The organism is Granulicella cerasi (genome assembly GCF_025685575.1).
GTDB lineage: Bacteria > Acidobacteriota > Terriglobia > Terriglobales > Acidobacteriaceae > Granulicella > Granulicella cerasi.
Genome location: NZ_JAGSYD010000002.1, coordinates 210,720 through 226,568, shown reverse-complemented (window position 1 = coordinate 226,568; position 15,849 = coordinate 210,720). Strand labels below are relative to the sequence as shown.

The following is a 15,849-nucleotide window of genomic DNA, read 5'->3' as shown; positions in this document are numbered from 1 at the left end:
GAGTTGTAAGCTGTACGTTCTACGTCGCAAGTCTGACGGTGACTAAGCCTCAGAACGTACAACGTACAACCGCTCCTGACGAACCACGGTTGTTACGAATCTAGCTGGTTCTATGCAAGGCGTGGCGGGGCTTCTAGGCTCAGGGTGTAGCTTCAGGAGCCCTCTGCCATGCGTCTTGCCACGCCCTTCGTTACGCCAATGCTGTTTGCGTTGATGTGCACGGGAACGTGCTCGTGGGCGCAGTCGCAGGCGTATACGCCGGTGGCGAATGGCTCCAAGCAGCTGGCAAACGTGCGTGAGGCGAACGGGCCGGTGAACATGCCGGGTTGGCCGCAGACGGGCGCGCTACGCGATCTTGATCATGCCAAGCAGGGCACATGTACGAGCGTTCGCTATGGCGACATCGTGCACTTCACGCTACGCGTGGAAAACGTGCAGGACGCGCGCAGTGTCTTCACGAATCTGCGTATGGGGCTTGGGGCGCATCCGCATTACAGCTATGCTTCATTGCCGATGCCGGATGCGGTGAGCTTCGGCGGTGGTGGTGTGGGTGTTCGCGATGCGGCGGATTATCAGCTCTATCACTTCAGATTTGAGGTGCCGGATGTGCGGTCGGGGATCTATCGCGTGGCGGGCATTGATGTTCGAGCGAACTACGATCGCGACGCCAACATCGGTGTGGGCATCGACAAGCCGACGCGCGTGAAGCTGAAGAATTATTGCCTTGCGGTGTTTGGTGGCGAGGGTGGAGATCATCGCCCGATGGTCACGGACTTCCGTCCGGACCCGGTGGAGCATCCTGCGCAGCCGCCGGATAGGGTTGTGTTTCCTTAGGCGGTAGAACTTCGGTGGAGCGAACGCAGATTCCTCTGGATGCCGCTGAGATACGAGAGAGCCATGCATGATGCGTGGCTCTTTGTCTTAGCTTGCGTAGGTGCGGACCCACTCGAGGATGGAGCGGACTCCGACGCCGCTCGGGCCTTTGGAGATCCACGGCTTGTTGTCGTCGATCCAGGCCATGTTGGCGATGTCGAGATGAAGCCACGGAGTGTCGCCGACGAACTCCTTCAGGAACATCGCCGCCGAGATCGCGCCGCCGTAGCGGGAGCCGCCGGTGTTCATGATGTCGCCGATGGAGCTCTTGATGGTGTCGCGATACTCGTCGGTGCAGGGCATACGCCAGAAGCCTTCGCCGGAGGTTTCAAGGCCTCTCTGGAAGTGGATGACCGCCTCGTCGTCGTTGGAGAACAGTCCAGCGTTCAACTGGCCGAGCGCGACGCCGATGGCGCCGGTGAGTGTCGCCGCGTTGATGAGATGCGTGGCGCCGAGCGTCTTGGCGTAGTGCAGGCCATCGGCGAGGACGAGGCGGCCTTCGGCGTCGGTGTTCAGCACTTCGATCGTGGTGCCACTCATGGCCTTGAGCACGTCGCCGGGGCGATAGGCGCGGCCAGAGGGCATGTTTTCGCAAGAGCAGATGACGGAGACGACGCGCACGTTCGGCTTGAGCAGAGCGATGGCGCGCATCGCACCGAGCATCGCAGCCGCGCCGCCCATGTCGTACTTCATCTTGTCCATGCCGTCGGCGGGCTTCAACGAGATGCCGCCGGTGTCGAAGGTGATGCCTTTGCCGACGAGTCCGAGAACGGGCGCATTCGCGGGCGCCGGCGTGGGCGGCTCGTAGCGCAGGACGATGAGCGCCGGTGGCTCGTAGGAGCCTTTGGCAACAGCGAGGAACGCGCCCATGCCGAGGTGCTCGAGCATTTGCGTGGAGGAAACATCGCAGTGGAGGCCGACTTCTTCGGCCATTGCCGCAGCGCGCTTGCCAAGCTCGGTCGGGGTGAGGACGTTCCCGGGTTCGTTGACAAGGGCGCGTGCGAAGTTTTGCGATTCGCCGACGATGCGGCCGGCCTCGAACCCGCGCTGGACCTCGGCACGATGCGTGCGGCCGCGCTCGCTGGAAACGAAGGTCAGCGACTCGATGCTGGTGTCCTTGCGGTCTGAGCGGTAGGTGTCGATTTCGAAGTCGGCGATGTAAGCGCCTTCGACGAGTGCGCGTGCGGATAGCTCCACGGGGAGCGGATTTTCCGGCTCATCGGCGAGTGCGCGCTCATTGGGGAATTTGATGGCCAGGTTCCGAATGCCGCGCGGCTTGGCGAAACGAACGGCAGCACCTGCGGCCTTGCGCAGGGCGTGCGGTGATAACGATTTCACTTTACCCAAGCCGACGACGAGGACGCGCTCCGCATCCACGCCCGCGGGCGAGTGCAGCAGAAGGCTCTCGCCAAGAGCGGCCTTGAACTCCCCCGAGCCGAGCCAGTGGGCGGCGCTGCGAGAGAGGGGGTCGCTGGTGGTCATCAGCGCGGGGGATGGCGTGGCGTCTTTACCGGGGGCGATGTCTACGGCGAAAACCGTGAGGAGAGGCGTTTTGACGTCGTGCGATTCCGAGAAAAGAAGCTCAGCGTTCATAGTTCACCATCGTACTCCGAGGTGATGAGGAACGGGCGAACGCGGATCTGAACTTTATGCGGCACTCGAACAGGCTCATGCCGGAGGAGCATAAGGTCCTGGGACTTCAGTGGGAGAAGACCGTAGTTGTGGCCCGCGTCTTCGACTGTCGCTTCGAGCGATGCGTAGAAGACGCGGGCTTTATGTTTGCCACGCGGATGTGTGGTGCTCAGGCAGTAGTCGCTGAGCTTGGAGAGTTCAACAATGGCATTCTGCCCGTGGGTAGTTTCATCCGTTACTTCTTGCCGAAGATCTCACCCATGCGCCGGATCTGCGCGCCCACGCCGCGGAGCTTTTCTTCCAGACGCTCGTAGCCGCGATCCATGTGATACACGCGGTCGAGGATGCTTTCGCCGTCCGCCACCAGCGCGCCGAGGACGAGCGCTGCCGAGGCGCGAAGGTCCGAGCACATGACCGCTGCGGACTGCAGCTTAGAGCCGCCGCGGATGGTGGCCGTGCGGCCGCTGACCGAAATGTTCGCGCCCATGCGGTTGAGTTCGCTGACGTGCATGAAGCGGTTCTCGAAGATGTTCTCCGTGACAACCGAGGTGCCTTCGCACTGTGTCAACAGCGCCATGAATTGCGCCTGCATGTCGGTGGGGAAGCCGGGGTACTCTTCGGTGGTGATGTCGGTGGCGGTAAGCTTGCCGCCCGAGTGCACGCGGATGTTGTCCTTACCCACCTCGAGCTTCACCCCGCACTGCTCGAGCTTGGAGAGCAGCGAGGCGAGGTGTTCGGGGTTGCAGCAGTCAACGTTGAGGTCGCCGCCGGTGATGGCGCCCGCGATCAGGAAGGTGCCTGCCTCGATGCGGTCCGGGTTGATGCGGTGGCGCACACCGTGAAGCTTGGAGACGCCCTTGATGCGGATGGTCGAGGTGCCTGCGCCTTCGATCTGCGCGCCCATGCCGTTGAGCATGGCGGCGAGGTCGGTGACCTCGGGTTCGCGGGCGCAGTTCTCGAAGAGGGACTCGCCGTCGGCGAGAGCCGCGGCCATGAGCAGATCTTCCGTACCGGTGACGGTGATTTTGTCGAATACGATGTGCGCGCCCTTGAGGCGGTCTGCGCGTGCTTCGAGGTAGCCGTGCTCCTGGGTGATCTTCGCACCCATGGCTTCAAGGCCCTTGATGTGAAGATCGATAGGGCGGCCACCGATGGCGCAACCGCCGGGCATGGCGACGCGGGCCATGCCCGTGCGCGCTACAAGAGGCCCGAGGACCAATGAAGAGGCGCGCATGGTCTTGACGATTTCGTACTTGGCAACGGGATCGGAAAGCACGCCGCACTTGACGGTGGTGCGGTGCTGCGCGCGGCCGTAGCCGAGTTCGACCTCAGCGCCCATCGACTCGAGGAGCTTGCGCTCGGTCTCGATGTCGCGGACCTGCGGGATGTTTTCGAGGACGACTTCGTCTTCAGTGAGGATGGCCGCGGCCATGCAGGGGAGCGCGGAGTTCTTCGCGCCGGAAACTTTGATGGTGCCGAGCAGCGGATTGCCGCCGCGGATGACGAATTTGTCCATAGCTAGGACAGTTTACGAAAGAGTAACGAGGAAAGGATTGGCGATGTTGGTGCGGGGAGAAATGGCGATTTGCTTTTGGCATCCTGCGAACCCATGTCTCAGAAATCGAGACATGGGGCACCCGGTTATTGCTGCTCCAAGGCGTCGATGTGGCGTCGCACGAGCAGGAGCGGGACGGCTCCGAAGACGCCGAAGGAGGAGTCGATGAGTCGCCAGTACAGCGGGATGTGGCGTACCGGGCCGGCGATGAATGCCAGGAGAAGAACTGCAGCGCAGGCGATCAGGCTGGCATCCACGAGCCATCGGTTGCGAACGGGGTCGCGGTAAAGTCCGCAGATGAAGATGGCGATGACGAGATGGCCGAAGGCCAGCCAGTCGGTGCCGTAGGCGAGAAAGGGGTAGCGCGGAGGTGTCAGCGAGGGCATCGGCGACGCGCTGCAGCCAGAGGAAGAGAGCGGGGGCGGCGGTGTTCAGGTGCAGTGCCGAGGCGATGCGGACCAGCCACTCGGTTTCATGCACGAGCGGGAAGGCCGTGACGCCGCTGAGCACAAGACCCACGATGAAGATCGTGGACCAGAGGCGGATGGCGCGGAGATGTCGTTTTGCTGCGTTCATGCAGACACGAATTAGCTCGCCTGCTCTTTGGACTTGGGATCAATAAAAACGCTTGGTGGGAATGGCGTAACGTTGAAGCCCCGGTCATGACGCTTATGGCGAAGGAAACGAGGCACCATGTGCAAACTTCCAAGATCTCGCGCGTATAACTCTTCTAGATCGACTCGAAGAACAGCGAATTTTTGATAGTTTGCTACCCCAAACTCATGCCAGCTTGTAAAGGTGTCTCTTTCTAAAAGTGCGAGATCAATCTCACGCGATTTTGCAAACATCTCATCACTCAACCAGAATGACTGCGTGGAAAGATCGAGGATTAGCCGATGGATTCCGCATGGGTCATCTGACTCTTCACCAGAAAAAACGATGTGAATGAGATTATTTGGCGCGACAGGGACAGCAGTCTTGAAGTTCAAGATGAGCTTTTCGATGTATGAGTATGCCTCTATACGTCGCTGCAAGACCTGCTTGTAGTAGTCGTTCTCGTAGTCCTTGTTTTTAGAACGCAAGGCGATGAACGCAGCGCCAGTAGCTGCCACTAACGAGAGCGTCCCTGAAACAGCCGACACAACAATAGCTGTATCGATCATCTCTATCTAGAGCTCCAGTCGAGAGTCTTCAATCGCGAGGCGGACATTGCCGTCGGACTTTTGCAGACGGCGGACGGCTTCCATCTTGTCGACGTTGGCCTTGAGCATCACGACGGCGATGGGGATCGACTTACCTGCGCTCTTGATGGTGCGAATCGCCGTTTCGCGGTCGATTTCGCAGAGGCGCATGAGCACGCCGATGCCGCGTTCGACCAGCTTGGCGTTCTTCATGTGCACGTTCACCATGAGGTTGTCGTAGGTGTAGCCGAGGCGGGTCATGGCGCCGGTGGTGATCATGTTGCAGATCATCTTCTGCGCGGTGGAGGCCTTCATGCGCGTGGAGCCGGAGATGACCTCGGGGCCAACCTCGGCCACGATCGTGATGTCTGCCACCTGCGACAGAGCGGTGTTCAGATTGCAGGTGATCGCTGCGGTCTTTGCGCCGCGTGCGCGGGCGTATTCGGTGGCTCCGACAACGTAGGGCGTGCGGCCCGAGGCGGATACGCCGATGACGATGTCCTTGCGCGTGGGGCGGCGCTTGGCGACGTCACGCTGACCGAGTTCAGGGGAATCCTCGTTGACGTCCGAGGCGGAGGCAAGGGCTTTGGGGCCGCCGGCCATGATGTATTGCACCTGCTGCGGCAGGGTGGAGAAGGTCGGCGGACACTCGGAGGCGTCGAGCGCCGAGATGCGGCCCGAGGAGCCTGCGCCGACGTAGATGAGTCGGCCACCATCGCGGAGCGAACGCGCGACGGTGTCGATGACCATGGCGATTTCAGGCAAAGCTTTCTTCACGGCAGCAGCGATCTTCGCGTCTTCGGCGTTGATGATGCGTGCGATGTCGATCGCCGACTTCATGTCGAGCCCTACCGAGGCGTCATTGGCCTTTTCGGTGGTGAGGCTCTCAAGAGAAGTGGCGCCGGAGACAGGCTGCAGTGGCTTTCCGTTTGCGGAATCTTGGGTCATATATCTGATGCCGTTATGCTTGACGGCCATTCTACTGCATTGGCTGCATGGCTGGCAGGGAGTTGCGCGAAAGAGCGGTAAGATGCGGAATATCCTCGGTTTTCAGGAGATGCGAGATGGCGGTTTGGCGTGGCGGAGTGATGGCAGCGGCTCTGGCGATGGCGGCGATGGGACGAGCGCAGGACACCGGATTGCAGTCACAGGTGGAGGCGATTGCAAAGGCCCATCACGGCAAGGTGGCGCTGTTTGCCGAGCAGGTAGGCGGCGGGAAGTCTGTGGCGATTGACGCGGACAAGCCGGTGCAGACGGCGAGCATCATCAAGCTGGCGATTCTGTATCACGCGATGGTGGAGGTCCGCGAAGGGCGGGCGCACTGGGACGAAAAGATTCTGCTGAAGCAGGGCGAGGCCGTTGGCGGTAGTGGGATGCTGCATTTCTTTGACGCGCCGATGAACCTGACGCTGAAGGACGTGCTGACGATGATGGTGATCGTGAGCGATAACACGGCAACGAACCTGGCGATTGAACGGTTTGGCGTGGGGCCGGTGAATGCTCGCGTAGAGGCGCTGGGGCTGAAGAACACGCACTTGTACAAGCGTATCGGCAAGCCGGCGCTGGAGCCGATGCCGGAGGATCAGCCGAAGTTCGGGCTTGGGAAGTCGACGCCGCGCGAGATGGCGCAGTTGATGGAGACGATTGGCGAGTGCAAGCTACGGCGCGATGTTCAGGGCAAGCTCTTGCCGATGGATGAGGCGGACAAGGCTGTCTGCGCGGTGGGTTTGGAGATGCTGAAGGCGCAGTTTTATCGCGAGACGGTGCCGAGGTATCTGCCCGGCGGCGGCGATCAGAGCGTGGCCAGCAAGACGGGTTCGCTGAACCATGTGCGCGGTGATGAAGCGCTGGTGGAGGGTAAGAGTGGCCCGATGGTGCTTTCGATCTTCACCTACGACAACGACGATGCGAGTTGGACGGTGGATAACGAAGGCGAGATGACGATTGCGAAGCTGGCGAAGGCGATTGTGACGGCGTGGTCGCCGGAGGGCCTGGACGAGAAAAAAATGGTGCCGGGGCTGGGGCTGAAGCCGTAGACGGAGATGGGTGCGAGGCCGTCTAATAGATTGGGCACGTGTGATGGAAGAGCAGACGAAAACTGACGCGAACGCAGAACAGGCAGCACCGCCGAAGCCGGTGGAAGTGCGTGCGAATGGGCTGAGCGCGTGGGTGCGAGATCTCATTTTGATCGTGTTCGTGTTTTCGGCATTCCTGTACTTCTACAGGCCGGTACGCGTGGAAGGCACGAGCATGTTGCCGCAGCTCGAGGATGAGGACCGCTTGCTGATCAATCGGCATGTGGGACTGATTCATCGCGGCGAAGTGGTGGTGTTTCTCTATCCGCACGATACCTCGAAGAGCTACATCAAGCGCGTGATCGCGTTGCCGGGCGACCATCTGAGCATCGACCATGGGCAGGTGTGGGTGAACGGCGACAAGCTGAAGGAAACCTACGTGCCTCAGCGCTTTGAGGACGACCGCTCGCAACCTGAGATGACGATTCCTGAAGGCGAGTACTTCGTGATGGGCGATCATCGCTCGATTTCGAGCGACAGCCGTGACTTCGGGCCGGTGCCCGCACAGCTCATCTATGGGCGTGCGGCGTTTGTGTATTGGCCGATGGATCAGGCCGGGATGGTGCGGTAGCCTTCGCGGGTGTTCAGAGGCGGAGAACCGGCGGGGATAACAAACAAAGATTGCTTGCAATGCAAGGAGCCTCGCCGGGAGCGAGGCTTTGCTGTTGCTGCTTGTGTTGAAGCTAGTAGTGCACGATGTTGGCGAAGGTGGTGGGGACGAGCGATGCGCCGCCGACTAACGCGCCGTCGATGCCGTCCTGCGCCATGAGTTCGCTGATGTTTTCGGGCTTCACTGAGCCGCCGTAGAGGATGCGCGTGTTTTGCGCGGTCTGTTCACCGCAGCAGGAGGCCAACTCGTTACGGATGATGGCGTGAGCGTGTGCGGCGACCTCGGGCGATGCCGTGGAGCCGGTACCGATGGCCCAGATCGGCTCGTAGGCGATGACAAGGCGGCGTGCCTCTGAGGAAGAGATGTTGCGGAGTGCGGCGCGCACCTGGGTGCGGAGCGTCTCTTCGGTCTTGCCGTCTTCGCGCTCGGCGAGTAGCTCGCCAACGCAAACGATCGGTGTGATGCCGTGATTGATGGCGGCCTTCAACTTGAGATTGACGCGCTCGTAGGTCTCGTTGAAGTAAAGGCGCTGCTCGGAGTGGCCGAGGATAACGTGGCGGCAGCCGATGGAGACAAGCATGGTGGGCGAGGTCTGGCCGGTGTAGGGGCCTTCATTCAGCCAGTGCATGTTCTGCGCGCCTGCGCGGACGTTGGTGCCTTCGGAGGCTTCGACGACAAAAGCGAGCGAACTCATGGTCGGGCAGATGATGATTTCGTCGCGCGTGTGCCCTTCGACGAGCGGAAGAAAGGCGTCGAGGAAGGCGAGCGATTCCTTCGGCGTTTTGTACATCTTCCAGTTGCCGGCAATCATGGGCTTGCGCATGTACGAAGAGGTCTCCTGGTTTGCTGCTTTTGTTAGGGGAGATTACGGGGAATGGCGGGGCGATGGCAAGAGGGGAGTGCGTTATTCGGTTGGGTTCGTGGCTCTCAGGTTTGATTCGAGTTGCGAGTCGCGGGTTTCGAGTTGTGGGTTAGACTCGAGACTCGCCACCCGAAACTCATCACTCGAATCAATTAGCAATGCTTGTTGAGAGGTAGAAGCTTGCAGGATTTCCGAAAGCTAGAGGTCTGGTGCCAAGCGCATCAGTTGGTTTTACGTGCGTATCGCGAGACGCAACAACTTCCAAGAGAAGAAATGTTTGGCCTCACGATGCAACTTCGCCGGAACGCTACGAGTGTTGCGAGCCGGATTGCGGAAGGCTGCGGGCGGAATTCGAGTGTAGAGTTTGCCGCGGATTTGAAGCGATCCATTGCTGCGGCAACGGAGCTGGAATACAGCGTGCTTCTAGCGAAAGACCTTGGGCTGTTTGCAGAACATATCGCGGAGGCGCTTTCGCAAGAGGTGATTGCTGTCAGAAAGATGACACTCGGCCTCTTGCGAAAGCTGCAGACTACTTCTCCGTAAGCGCGGCCACACCGGGCAGTGTCTTGCCTTCGAGGAACTCGAGGCTGGCTCCGCCGCCGGTGGAGATGTGCGAGATCTTGTCCGACACGCCAGAGTTGTGGATGGCTGCGACCGAGTCACCGCCGCCTACGATGGTGATCGCATCTTCGTTCTTTGCGAGCGCCTTGGCGATGGAGTTTGTGCCCTTGGCGAAAGCGGGCATTTCGGCCACGCCCATCGGTCCGTTCCAGACGACGGTGGCCGCGTCGGCGACTTCGGCTGCGAAGAGCTTGATCGTCTCCGGCCCGATGTCGAGCGCCATCATCTCGGCGGGGAAGGCCTCGTCGCCGGAGAAAATTTGAGTCTTGGCGTCTGCGGCGAACTTGTCGGCGAGAACGTGATCGACGGGGAGCAGGAACTTCACGCCGCGCTCTTCGGCCTTCTTGATCGCAGCGAGCGCCACGTCAAACTTGTCAGCTTCGACGAGCGACTTGCCGGTGGTCTGGCCCTTCGCGTTGAGGAAGGTGTAGGCCATGGCGCCGCCGATCAACAGCGAGTCCACCTTGTCGAGCATGGAGTTGATGACTTCGATCTTGTCGGAGACCTTGGCGCCGCCGATGATGGCGGCGAAGGGGCGGTTGGGTTCGCCAACAGCCTTGCCGAGGTAGTTGAGCTCCTTCTCCATCAGCAGGCCCGCAGCGGACTGCGCGACGAAGTGCGTGATGCCTTCGGTCGAGGCGTGCGCACGGTGAGCCGCGCCGAAAGCGTCGTTGACGTAGATGTCGCAGAGGCTCGCAAGCTGCTTGGCAAAGGCAGGATCGTTGGCTTCTTCCTCAGCGTGGAAGCGGAGGTTTTCAAGCAGCAGCGTCTGGCCGGGCTCGAGGTTGTTGGCGAGTTCGGTGGCAACTTCGCCGACGCAGTCAGGAGCGAAGGCGACGTTCTCGTCTTCGTCGAGCACGTGGTCGAGCAGCGAGCGCAGGCGATCGACCACGGGACGCAGGCTCATCGAATCGACGTGCTTGCCCTTGGGGCGGCCAAGGTGCGCGGCCAGGATGACCTTGGCTTTGCGACGCAAAGCGTACTCGATCGTCGGCACGGTCTCGCGGATGCGAGTGTCGTCGGTGATCTGTCCTTCTTTGTTCAGGGGAACGTTGAAGTCGACGCGAATGAAGACGCGCTTGCCGGAGAGGTCGAGGTCACGAATCGAGAGCTTTGACATACGAGGAAAGGATAAATGAGTTGGCGGAGGAGAACCCTCCGCCGGTGATTACGGGATGATCGCTTCGGCTTCGATTTCGATGCGCCACTTCGGGTTGAGCAGGGCTGCGACGACCATGGTGGACGCCGGGCGGATGGTGCCGAAGACCTCGCCGTGGGCGCGGCCGATCTCTTCCCAGTCTTCGGCGCGGGCGAGGAACATCCGCGTGCGGTAGACGTTCTCGAAGGTCGCTCCGGCCTGCGTGAGCGCGGTCTCGATGAGCTTGAGCACGGTGCGGGTCTGCTCGGCGGGCGAGAGGTCTTCTGCGCCGACGGGGCCTGTGCCGGAGACGTGCACGGTGTTGCCGATGCGGACGGCGCGCGAGAAACCGATGATCGGTTCAAAGGGAGAGGTGCCGGGGATGTTCGTACGTTCCATGGGAGCGATTGTAGAAGCTCCACAACGCGAACGGGACAGGCGAGTGGCCTGTCCCGTTTCGTCGGTGCTGCGTGTGGCCTAGAGGCCCTTTTCCGCGAGGAAGAGGACGAGGTCCTTGACGCGGTTCGAATAGCCCCACTCGTTGTCGTACCAGGAGATGATCTTGGCGGTCTGGCCGAGCACCTTGGTGAGCTTCGAGTCGAAGATGGACGAGAGCGGGTTACCGCGGAAGTCGCTCGAGACGAGCTCTTCTTCGGTGTAGCCAAGGATGCCCTTCATCGGGCCTTCGGCGGCCTTCTTGATCGCAGCGTTGATGGCTTCAACCGAGATCGGCTTCTCCGCGGTGAAGGTCAGGTCGACGACCGAGACGGTCGGGGTCGGGACGCGGATGGAGAAGCCGTCGAGCTTGCCGGCCATCTCGGGGATGACGAGCTTGAGCGCCTTGGCTGCACCGGTCGAGGTGGGGATCATGCTGAGCGCGGCGGCGCGAGCGCGGCGCAGGTCCTTGTGCGGAGCGTCGAGCACAACCTGATCGTTGGTGTACGAGTGAATCGTGTTCATGAGGCCGCTGACGATGCCGAACTCGTCGTTGAGCACCTTAACGACGGGCGCGAGGCAGTTTGTAGTGCAGCTCGCGTTGGAGATGATGGTGTGCTTGGCCGCTTCGTACTTTTCGTGGTTCACGCCGAGCACGACGGTGATGTCTTCGTTGGACGCGGGCGCCGAGATGATGACCTTCTTGACGGTGGCGCCGAGGTGAGCCTTGGCCTTGGCCGCATCGGTGAAGAAGCCGGTGGATTCGATGACGATGTCTGCGCCGACAGAAGCCCAGTCGAGGTTGGCGGGGTCGCGCTGCGCGAAGACCTTGATGGTCTTGCCGTCGACGATGATGGAGTCTTCGGTAGCCGAGATCTCGTTCTTCAGGTTGCCGAGGATGGAGTCGTACTTGAGCAGGTGCGCGAGGGTCGCGGGCGTGGTGAGGTCGTTGACGGCGACAAACTCGATCTCCGGGTTGCCGATCGCTGAGCGGAAAACGTTACGGCCGATGCGGCCGAAGCCGTTGATGCCAACCTTGACTGCCATGTTCGTTGTGACTCCAGTGAGAATTTGCTGCGAGAACGTACGTCTCGCGACACTCTCAAGGCTAGCAGAGGCCGGTGTGCAGGAGGCCTGGCTAAAGCAAATACGAATAGGAACATTCGGAGAATTTACCGACTCTTCCACTGCACCTCTTTTGCGGCAGTCGGGAGCCGTGTGTTACAAACCACCTATGCGCGAATGGATGCGCGACAAGCTCATGAGACGACGTAGCAAGCGTGGCCCGAACGAATCGGAGTCCACTGGAAAAATCGGGCAAGAGTTGCCTACTAACCAGCCTGCGCCGCTGCGGCCCAGCTATTTGGATACGCCTTCGGCGGCTCCAGTAGAGGATTTTGAGACCGCTGCGGAAGAGCAGGGACTGCAGCCAGTTGAACCGGCTGTGGAAGCTGTTGCTGCGGCCGAAACGCCTGCAGAGACTCCCCAGATCGTTCACGAAACGCAGCCGGAGTCGCTGGCTACGCCGCCTGCGGAGCCTGTGGCTGTGCCGGCACGTTCGCCGCGAGGCTACGTGGTGCTGACGATCGGCCTGCCGGGTTCCGGCAAGACGACGTGGTACAAGCGCCGCGGTGTGCAGCCGCTTTCGAGCGACATGCTGCGCTCGATTCTGTTCGACGACATCACGGAACAGCGTTATCAGGGTCTTGTGTTCTCGACGTTGCGCAGCTTGCTGCGTGCGCGCTTGATCGCCAAGATGCCCTGGAACTACGTGGATGCTACCAACCTCAGCCCGCACGAGCGTCGCCAGTGGATCAAGATGGCGAAGAGCTTTGGCTATGAGGTCCAGGCGGTGTTCTTCGACGTGCCGCTGTCGGTGTGCCTCGAGCGCAACTCGAAGCGAGACCGCCAGGTGACAGACGAAGTGATGCACAAGATGGCAGAACGTCTGCGTCCGCCGGCCTTCAAGGAAGGCTTCGACAAAATCACCGTGGTGCGTGTGAAGGGCGCGGCTGCTGCCGCTCCTGTCGCGGAAACGCCTGCTGTGATGGATGATGGCGCCGAGCATGGCTCTGAAGGCGATGCTGGAGCTTCGGTCGAAGACTAAGGTTTAGAGGAGTGAAATGACGATGGCCGCACGGAGTGTGGAGTTCGCGAATGTGAGCTTCGACACGCCGGGCGGCCAACGCATTTTGCGCGATGTTTCGTTGACGGTGGATGCGGGCGAGACGGTTGCGCTGCTGGGGCGCAGCGGCTCCGGCAAGACGACGTTGCTGCGCATGGTGAATGCGCTGGTGAAACCGACGAGCGGACGTGTGCTCGTGGGTGGCCGCGAGGTGAGCGGTGATGACGTGGTCGCGCTGCGGCGCGGTATTGGTTACGTGATCCAGGAGACGGGACTGTTTCCGCACATGACCGTGGAGCGGAATGTTTCGCTACCGCTGGAACTTGCGCAGAAGGCAGATGCGTCCGCAGTGGAGCGGGCGTTGCAGGATGTGGGGTTGCCACCTGCGGAATTTGCGAAGAAGTATCCGTGGCAGATGAGTGGCGGCCAGCGACAGCGCGCGGGTGTGGCTCGGGCGTTGGTGGCGGGGCAGGATGTGCTGCTGATGGATGAGCCGTTTGGTGCGCTTGATCCGTTGACGCGCGCAGAGATGCAAACGATGCTGCACGCGGTGCTACGCAAGGACGCAAAGACGACGCTGATCGTGACGCACGACCTGGACGAGGCGTTGTTTCTGGCGGACCGTGTGGCGTTGGTCGAGCAGGGGCGTGTGGTGGCTGATGAGCGCGCGGAAGATGTGTTGGCCTCGCAAAACGAGGCGATGCAGGCGTATGTTCGTGCCGCGCGGCGAGCGGAGTTGAGCGCGTGAACGGCTTTCTGCATCGCTACGGAGCGCAGATCGCGCGGCTCACCTTTGAGCATGTGTGGCTGACGGGGTCGGCGATGTTGTTCGCCGTGTTGATCGGTGTGCCGCTGGGGATTTTGCTGACGCGACGTGAGCGGCTGGCGCGGCCTGTGCTGGTCGTGGCGAATATATTGCAGACGATTCCTTCGCTGGCGTTGTTTGGGCTGCTGTTGCCGGTGCCGTTCCTGGGCGATCGCGCGGCGCGGTTAGCGATTGTGGCGTTGGTGGGATATGCGCTGCTGCCGATTTTGCGCAATACCTATGCGGGGATTCGCGGGATCGACCCGGCGTTGGTGGACGTGGCAAACGCGCTTGGCATGACGAGCGCGCAGCGACTCTTTCGCGTGGAGTTGCCGCTGGCGGCCAGCTTCATTCTTGCCGGCGTGCGGACTGCGACGGCGACGTGCGTCGGCGTGGCGACGATTGCGGCGGCAATCGGCGCGGGTGGCCTGGGCGAGTTGATCTTTCGCGGCGTGGCGAGTGTAGATAATGGCCTGGTGCTGGCGGGCGCTGTGCCTGCGGCGTTGCTGGCGCTGGGTGCGGATGCGGTGTTGGGTGCTGTAGAAAAGAAGTTGGTCATTCGGCGCTCATAGAGCGCATCGCGGAGGAGTAGAGAATGAATCGTTGGGCGTATCGAATCGTCGGCGTTTGTGCATTGCAAGCAGGGTTGCTGCATGCAGCGGATAAGTTGGATCCAGCGAAGTACACGGTCCACGTGCATGTTTCCGCAGCTCAGTACTCCGTCCATGATGCGATGAGCCAAGTGCTGAGTGTGGTGATTGACGGAAAGCACTATGAGCTCGCAGGTGGAACATCGAGCGCGAAGCTTTACTCCGGCTCCGGGAATGGGCTGCTCAATCCCGGTGACTATGTGGCGCGTCTCACGCGAGATGAACACAAGACTCCGTATGAGTCACTTCAGATGTACGAGCTTTTGTTTCCTGATGGAAAGGTGCGAACCTTCACCGTCATTTTGCAGGGTGAGTAATTCATGCGTTGCGCGACAGTGTGGCGTTGGTTCAAGTCGCGGGTTGTGGGTGATGGATTCCGAGTGAACGCGGCTTGTTTGAACCAGCGTTCAGCCTCGAGCTTCCTGCCATCAATGTGTGTGCTGGTGATGTGCATCGGATGTGCACCACCACGGTCGTCGCACGTCGTGGTGGGGGCGAAGAACTTTACCGAGCAGGTGGTGCTGGGTGAGTTGCTCGCGCAGGAGATTGAGGCCGAGGGTGGCGGGCCGGTAGAGCGGCGGTTCTGGCTGGCGGGGAGTTACCTCTGCGAGCAGGCGCTGGTGAGTGGACGCATCGATGCGTATGTGGAGTACTCGGGTACGGCGTTGACGGCTGTGTTGAAGCAACCGATGGACCGCGATCGCGCACGGGTTCTGTCCACGATCGGTCGCGTGTATGAGCAGCGTGACAGGGTGAATGTGGGGCCGTCGCTGGGTTTCGAAGATACTTTTGCGATGGTGGTGCGTGGCGACGATGCGCAGCGGTTGGGGTTGCGGAAGATCTCGGATTTGGCGAAGGTGCAGGCGCCGTTGCGACTCGGTGTGGGGTATGAGTTTGCGGAGCGGCCGGATGGTTTGCCGGGGCTGAACGCAGCGTATGGGCTGCACTTTGCGGGGGCGCCGCGCACGATGGAGTTGGGGTTGCTCTATCGCGCGCTGGCGGCGAAGCAGGTGGATGTCGTGGCGGGGAACTCGACGGATGGGGCGATTCGCGCGATGGGGTTTGTGGCGCTGGAGGATGACCGTCGCTACTTCCCGCCGTACGATGCGGTGCCGCTGGTGCGTGATGATGCGCTTACGCGTTGGCCCGCGATGGGACGAGCGGAGGCGAAGCTTGCAGGAAAGGTGAACGCCGACGAGATGCGGGCGATGAACCTTGCGGTGGAAGCGCAACATCGCGATGTCGGAGATGTGGTCCGTGCGTTTCGCGCGGCGCATGGATTGTAGG

General features: G+C 61.1%; 19 protein-coding genes. 9 read left to right on the top strand and 10 right to left on the bottom strand.

Going from position 1 to position 15,849, the window contains the following annotated elements; all coding sequences use genetic code 11:
• Positions 1-168: 168 nt before the first annotated feature.
• Positions 169-834 carry a hypothetical protein gene (locus OHL11_RS06475; RefSeq protein WP_263370681.1) on the top strand — a complete coding sequence of 222 codons (666 nt, stop codon included), beginning with the start codon at positions 169-171 and terminating at the stop codon, positions 832-834.
• 87 nt (positions 835-921) lie between these two features.
• Here OHL11_RS06475 and OHL11_RS06470 read toward each other — a convergent pair whose 3' ends face one another.
• The 6 genes from OHL11_RS06470 to murQ all read right to left on the bottom strand — a co-directional run bounded on the left by OHL11_RS06470 (position 922) and on the right by murQ (position 6,189).
• Entirely contained in the window at positions 922-2,466 is a 1,545-nt protein-coding gene (locus tag OHL11_RS06470) for a leucyl aminopeptidase (RefSeq protein WP_263370680.1), read from the bottom strand.
• Positions 2,463-2,711 (bottom strand): hypothetical protein, encoded by a 249-nt coding sequence (locus OHL11_RS17265; RefSeq protein WP_390236534.1) that lies wholly within the window; start codon positions 2,709-2,711, stop codon positions 2,463-2,465. Before OHL11_RS17265 ends, OHL11_RS06470 begins: the two co-directional genes overlap by 4 nt.
• Positions 2,712-2,740: 29 nt before the next feature.
• Positions 2,741-4,021, bottom strand: coding sequence for a UDP-N-acetylglucosamine 1-carboxyvinyltransferase (gene murA, locus OHL11_RS06465; protein ID WP_263370679.1), 1,281 nt, complete (start codon positions 4,019-4,021; stop codon positions 2,741-2,743).
• A gap of 125 nt (positions 4,022-4,146) precedes the next feature.
• Complete coding sequence (locus tag OHL11_RS06460; RefSeq protein WP_263370678.1) at positions 4,147-4,446, bottom strand: hypothetical protein; 300 nt, start codon at positions 4,444-4,446, stop codon at positions 4,147-4,149.
• 201 nt (positions 4,447-4,647) lie between these two features.
• Positions 4,648-5,223, bottom strand: coding sequence for a hypothetical protein (locus OHL11_RS06455; RefSeq protein WP_263370677.1), 576 nt, complete (start codon positions 5,221-5,223; stop codon positions 4,648-4,650).
• Positions 5,224-5,229: 6 nt separating this feature from the next.
• On the bottom strand, positions 5,230-6,189 hold the full coding sequence (murQ, locus tag OHL11_RS06450; RefSeq protein WP_263370676.1) for an N-acetylmuramic acid 6-phosphate etherase: 960 nt from the start codon (positions 6,187-6,189) through the stop codon (positions 5,230-5,232).
• Positions 6,190-6,305: 116 nt separating this feature from the next.
• Here murQ and OHL11_RS06445 point away from each other — a divergent pair, with 116 nt between their 5' ends.
• A complete protein-coding gene (locus OHL11_RS06445) occupies positions 6,306-7,277 on the top strand; it encodes a serine hydrolase (RefSeq protein ID WP_263370675.1) in 972 nt (323 codons plus the stop codon).
• Between the two features lie 43 nt (positions 7,278-7,320).
• A complete protein-coding gene (lepB, locus tag OHL11_RS06440) occupies positions 7,321-7,887 on the top strand; it encodes a signal peptidase I (protein ID WP_263370674.1) in 567 nt (188 codons plus the stop codon).
• A 112-nt stretch (positions 7,888-7,999) separates the two neighbouring features.
• Here the strand turns inward: lepB and tpiA are convergent, their stop codons facing one another.
• Entirely contained in the window at positions 8,000-8,749 is a 750-nt protein-coding gene (tpiA, locus tag OHL11_RS06435) for a triose-phosphate isomerase (RefSeq protein WP_263370673.1), read from the bottom strand.
• A gap of 219 nt (positions 8,750-8,968) precedes the next feature.
• On the opposite strand from tpiA, the gene OHL11_RS06430 reads away from it, so the two are divergent.
• The gene (locus OHL11_RS06430; protein ID WP_263370672.1) at positions 8,969-9,331 is read left to right on the top strand and encodes a four helix bundle protein; all 363 of its coding nucleotides are present in this window, start codon (positions 8,969-8,971) and stop codon (positions 9,329-9,331) included.
• Here OHL11_RS06430 and OHL11_RS06425 read toward each other — a convergent pair.
• The 3 genes from OHL11_RS06425 to gap all read right to left on the bottom strand — a co-directional run bounded on the left by OHL11_RS06425 (position 9,318) and on the right by gap (position 12,029).
• A complete protein-coding gene (locus tag OHL11_RS06425; protein WP_263370671.1) occupies positions 9,318-10,529 on the bottom strand; it encodes a phosphoglycerate kinase in 1,212 nt (403 codons plus the stop codon). The two genes, OHL11_RS06430 and OHL11_RS06425, sit on opposite strands and share 14 nt — an antisense overlap.
• Positions 10,530-10,577: 48 nt before the next feature.
• Positions 10,578-10,946, bottom strand: a complete 369-nt coding sequence (locus tag OHL11_RS06420) for a RidA family protein (protein ID WP_263370670.1) — start codon at positions 10,944-10,946, stop codon at positions 10,578-10,580.
• A 78-nt stretch (positions 10,947-11,024) separates the two neighbouring features.
• Positions 11,025-12,029, bottom strand: coding sequence for a type I glyceraldehyde-3-phosphate dehydrogenase (gap, locus tag OHL11_RS06415; protein ID WP_263370669.1), 1,005 nt, complete (start codon positions 12,027-12,029; stop codon positions 11,025-11,027).
• A 214-nt stretch (positions 12,030-12,243) separates the two neighbouring features.
• Between gap and OHL11_RS06410 the strand changes: the two genes are divergently transcribed.
• From OHL11_RS06410 to OHL11_RS06390, 5 genes are all read left to right on the top strand, one after another.
• Positions 12,244-13,089 carry an ATP-binding protein gene (locus tag OHL11_RS06410; protein ID WP_263370668.1) on the top strand — a complete coding sequence of 282 codons (846 nt, stop codon included), beginning with the start codon at positions 12,244-12,246 and terminating at the stop codon, positions 13,087-13,089.
• Positions 13,090-13,111: 22 nt separating this feature from the next.
• Positions 13,112-13,855, top strand: a complete 744-nt coding sequence (locus tag OHL11_RS06405) for an ATP-binding cassette domain-containing protein (protein ID WP_263370667.1) — start codon at positions 13,112-13,114, stop codon at positions 13,853-13,855.
• The gene (locus OHL11_RS06400; RefSeq protein ID WP_263370666.1) at positions 13,852-14,484 is read left to right on the top strand and encodes an ABC transporter permease; all 633 of its coding nucleotides are present in this window, start codon (positions 13,852-13,854) and stop codon (positions 14,482-14,484) included. The genes OHL11_RS06405 and OHL11_RS06400 overlap by 4 nt, the downstream gene beginning before the upstream one ends.
• A gap of 23 nt (positions 14,485-14,507) precedes the next feature.
• Entirely contained in the window at positions 14,508-14,879 is a 372-nt protein-coding gene (locus tag OHL11_RS06395) for a hypothetical protein (protein ID WP_263370665.1), read from the top strand.
• A gap of 78 nt (positions 14,880-14,957) precedes the next feature.
• On the top strand, positions 14,958-15,848 hold the full coding sequence (locus OHL11_RS06390) for a glycine betaine ABC transporter substrate-binding protein (RefSeq protein ID WP_317890629.1): 891 nt from the start codon (positions 14,958-14,960) through the stop codon (positions 15,846-15,848).
• The last annotated feature ends 1 nt before the right edge of the window (position 15,849 follow it).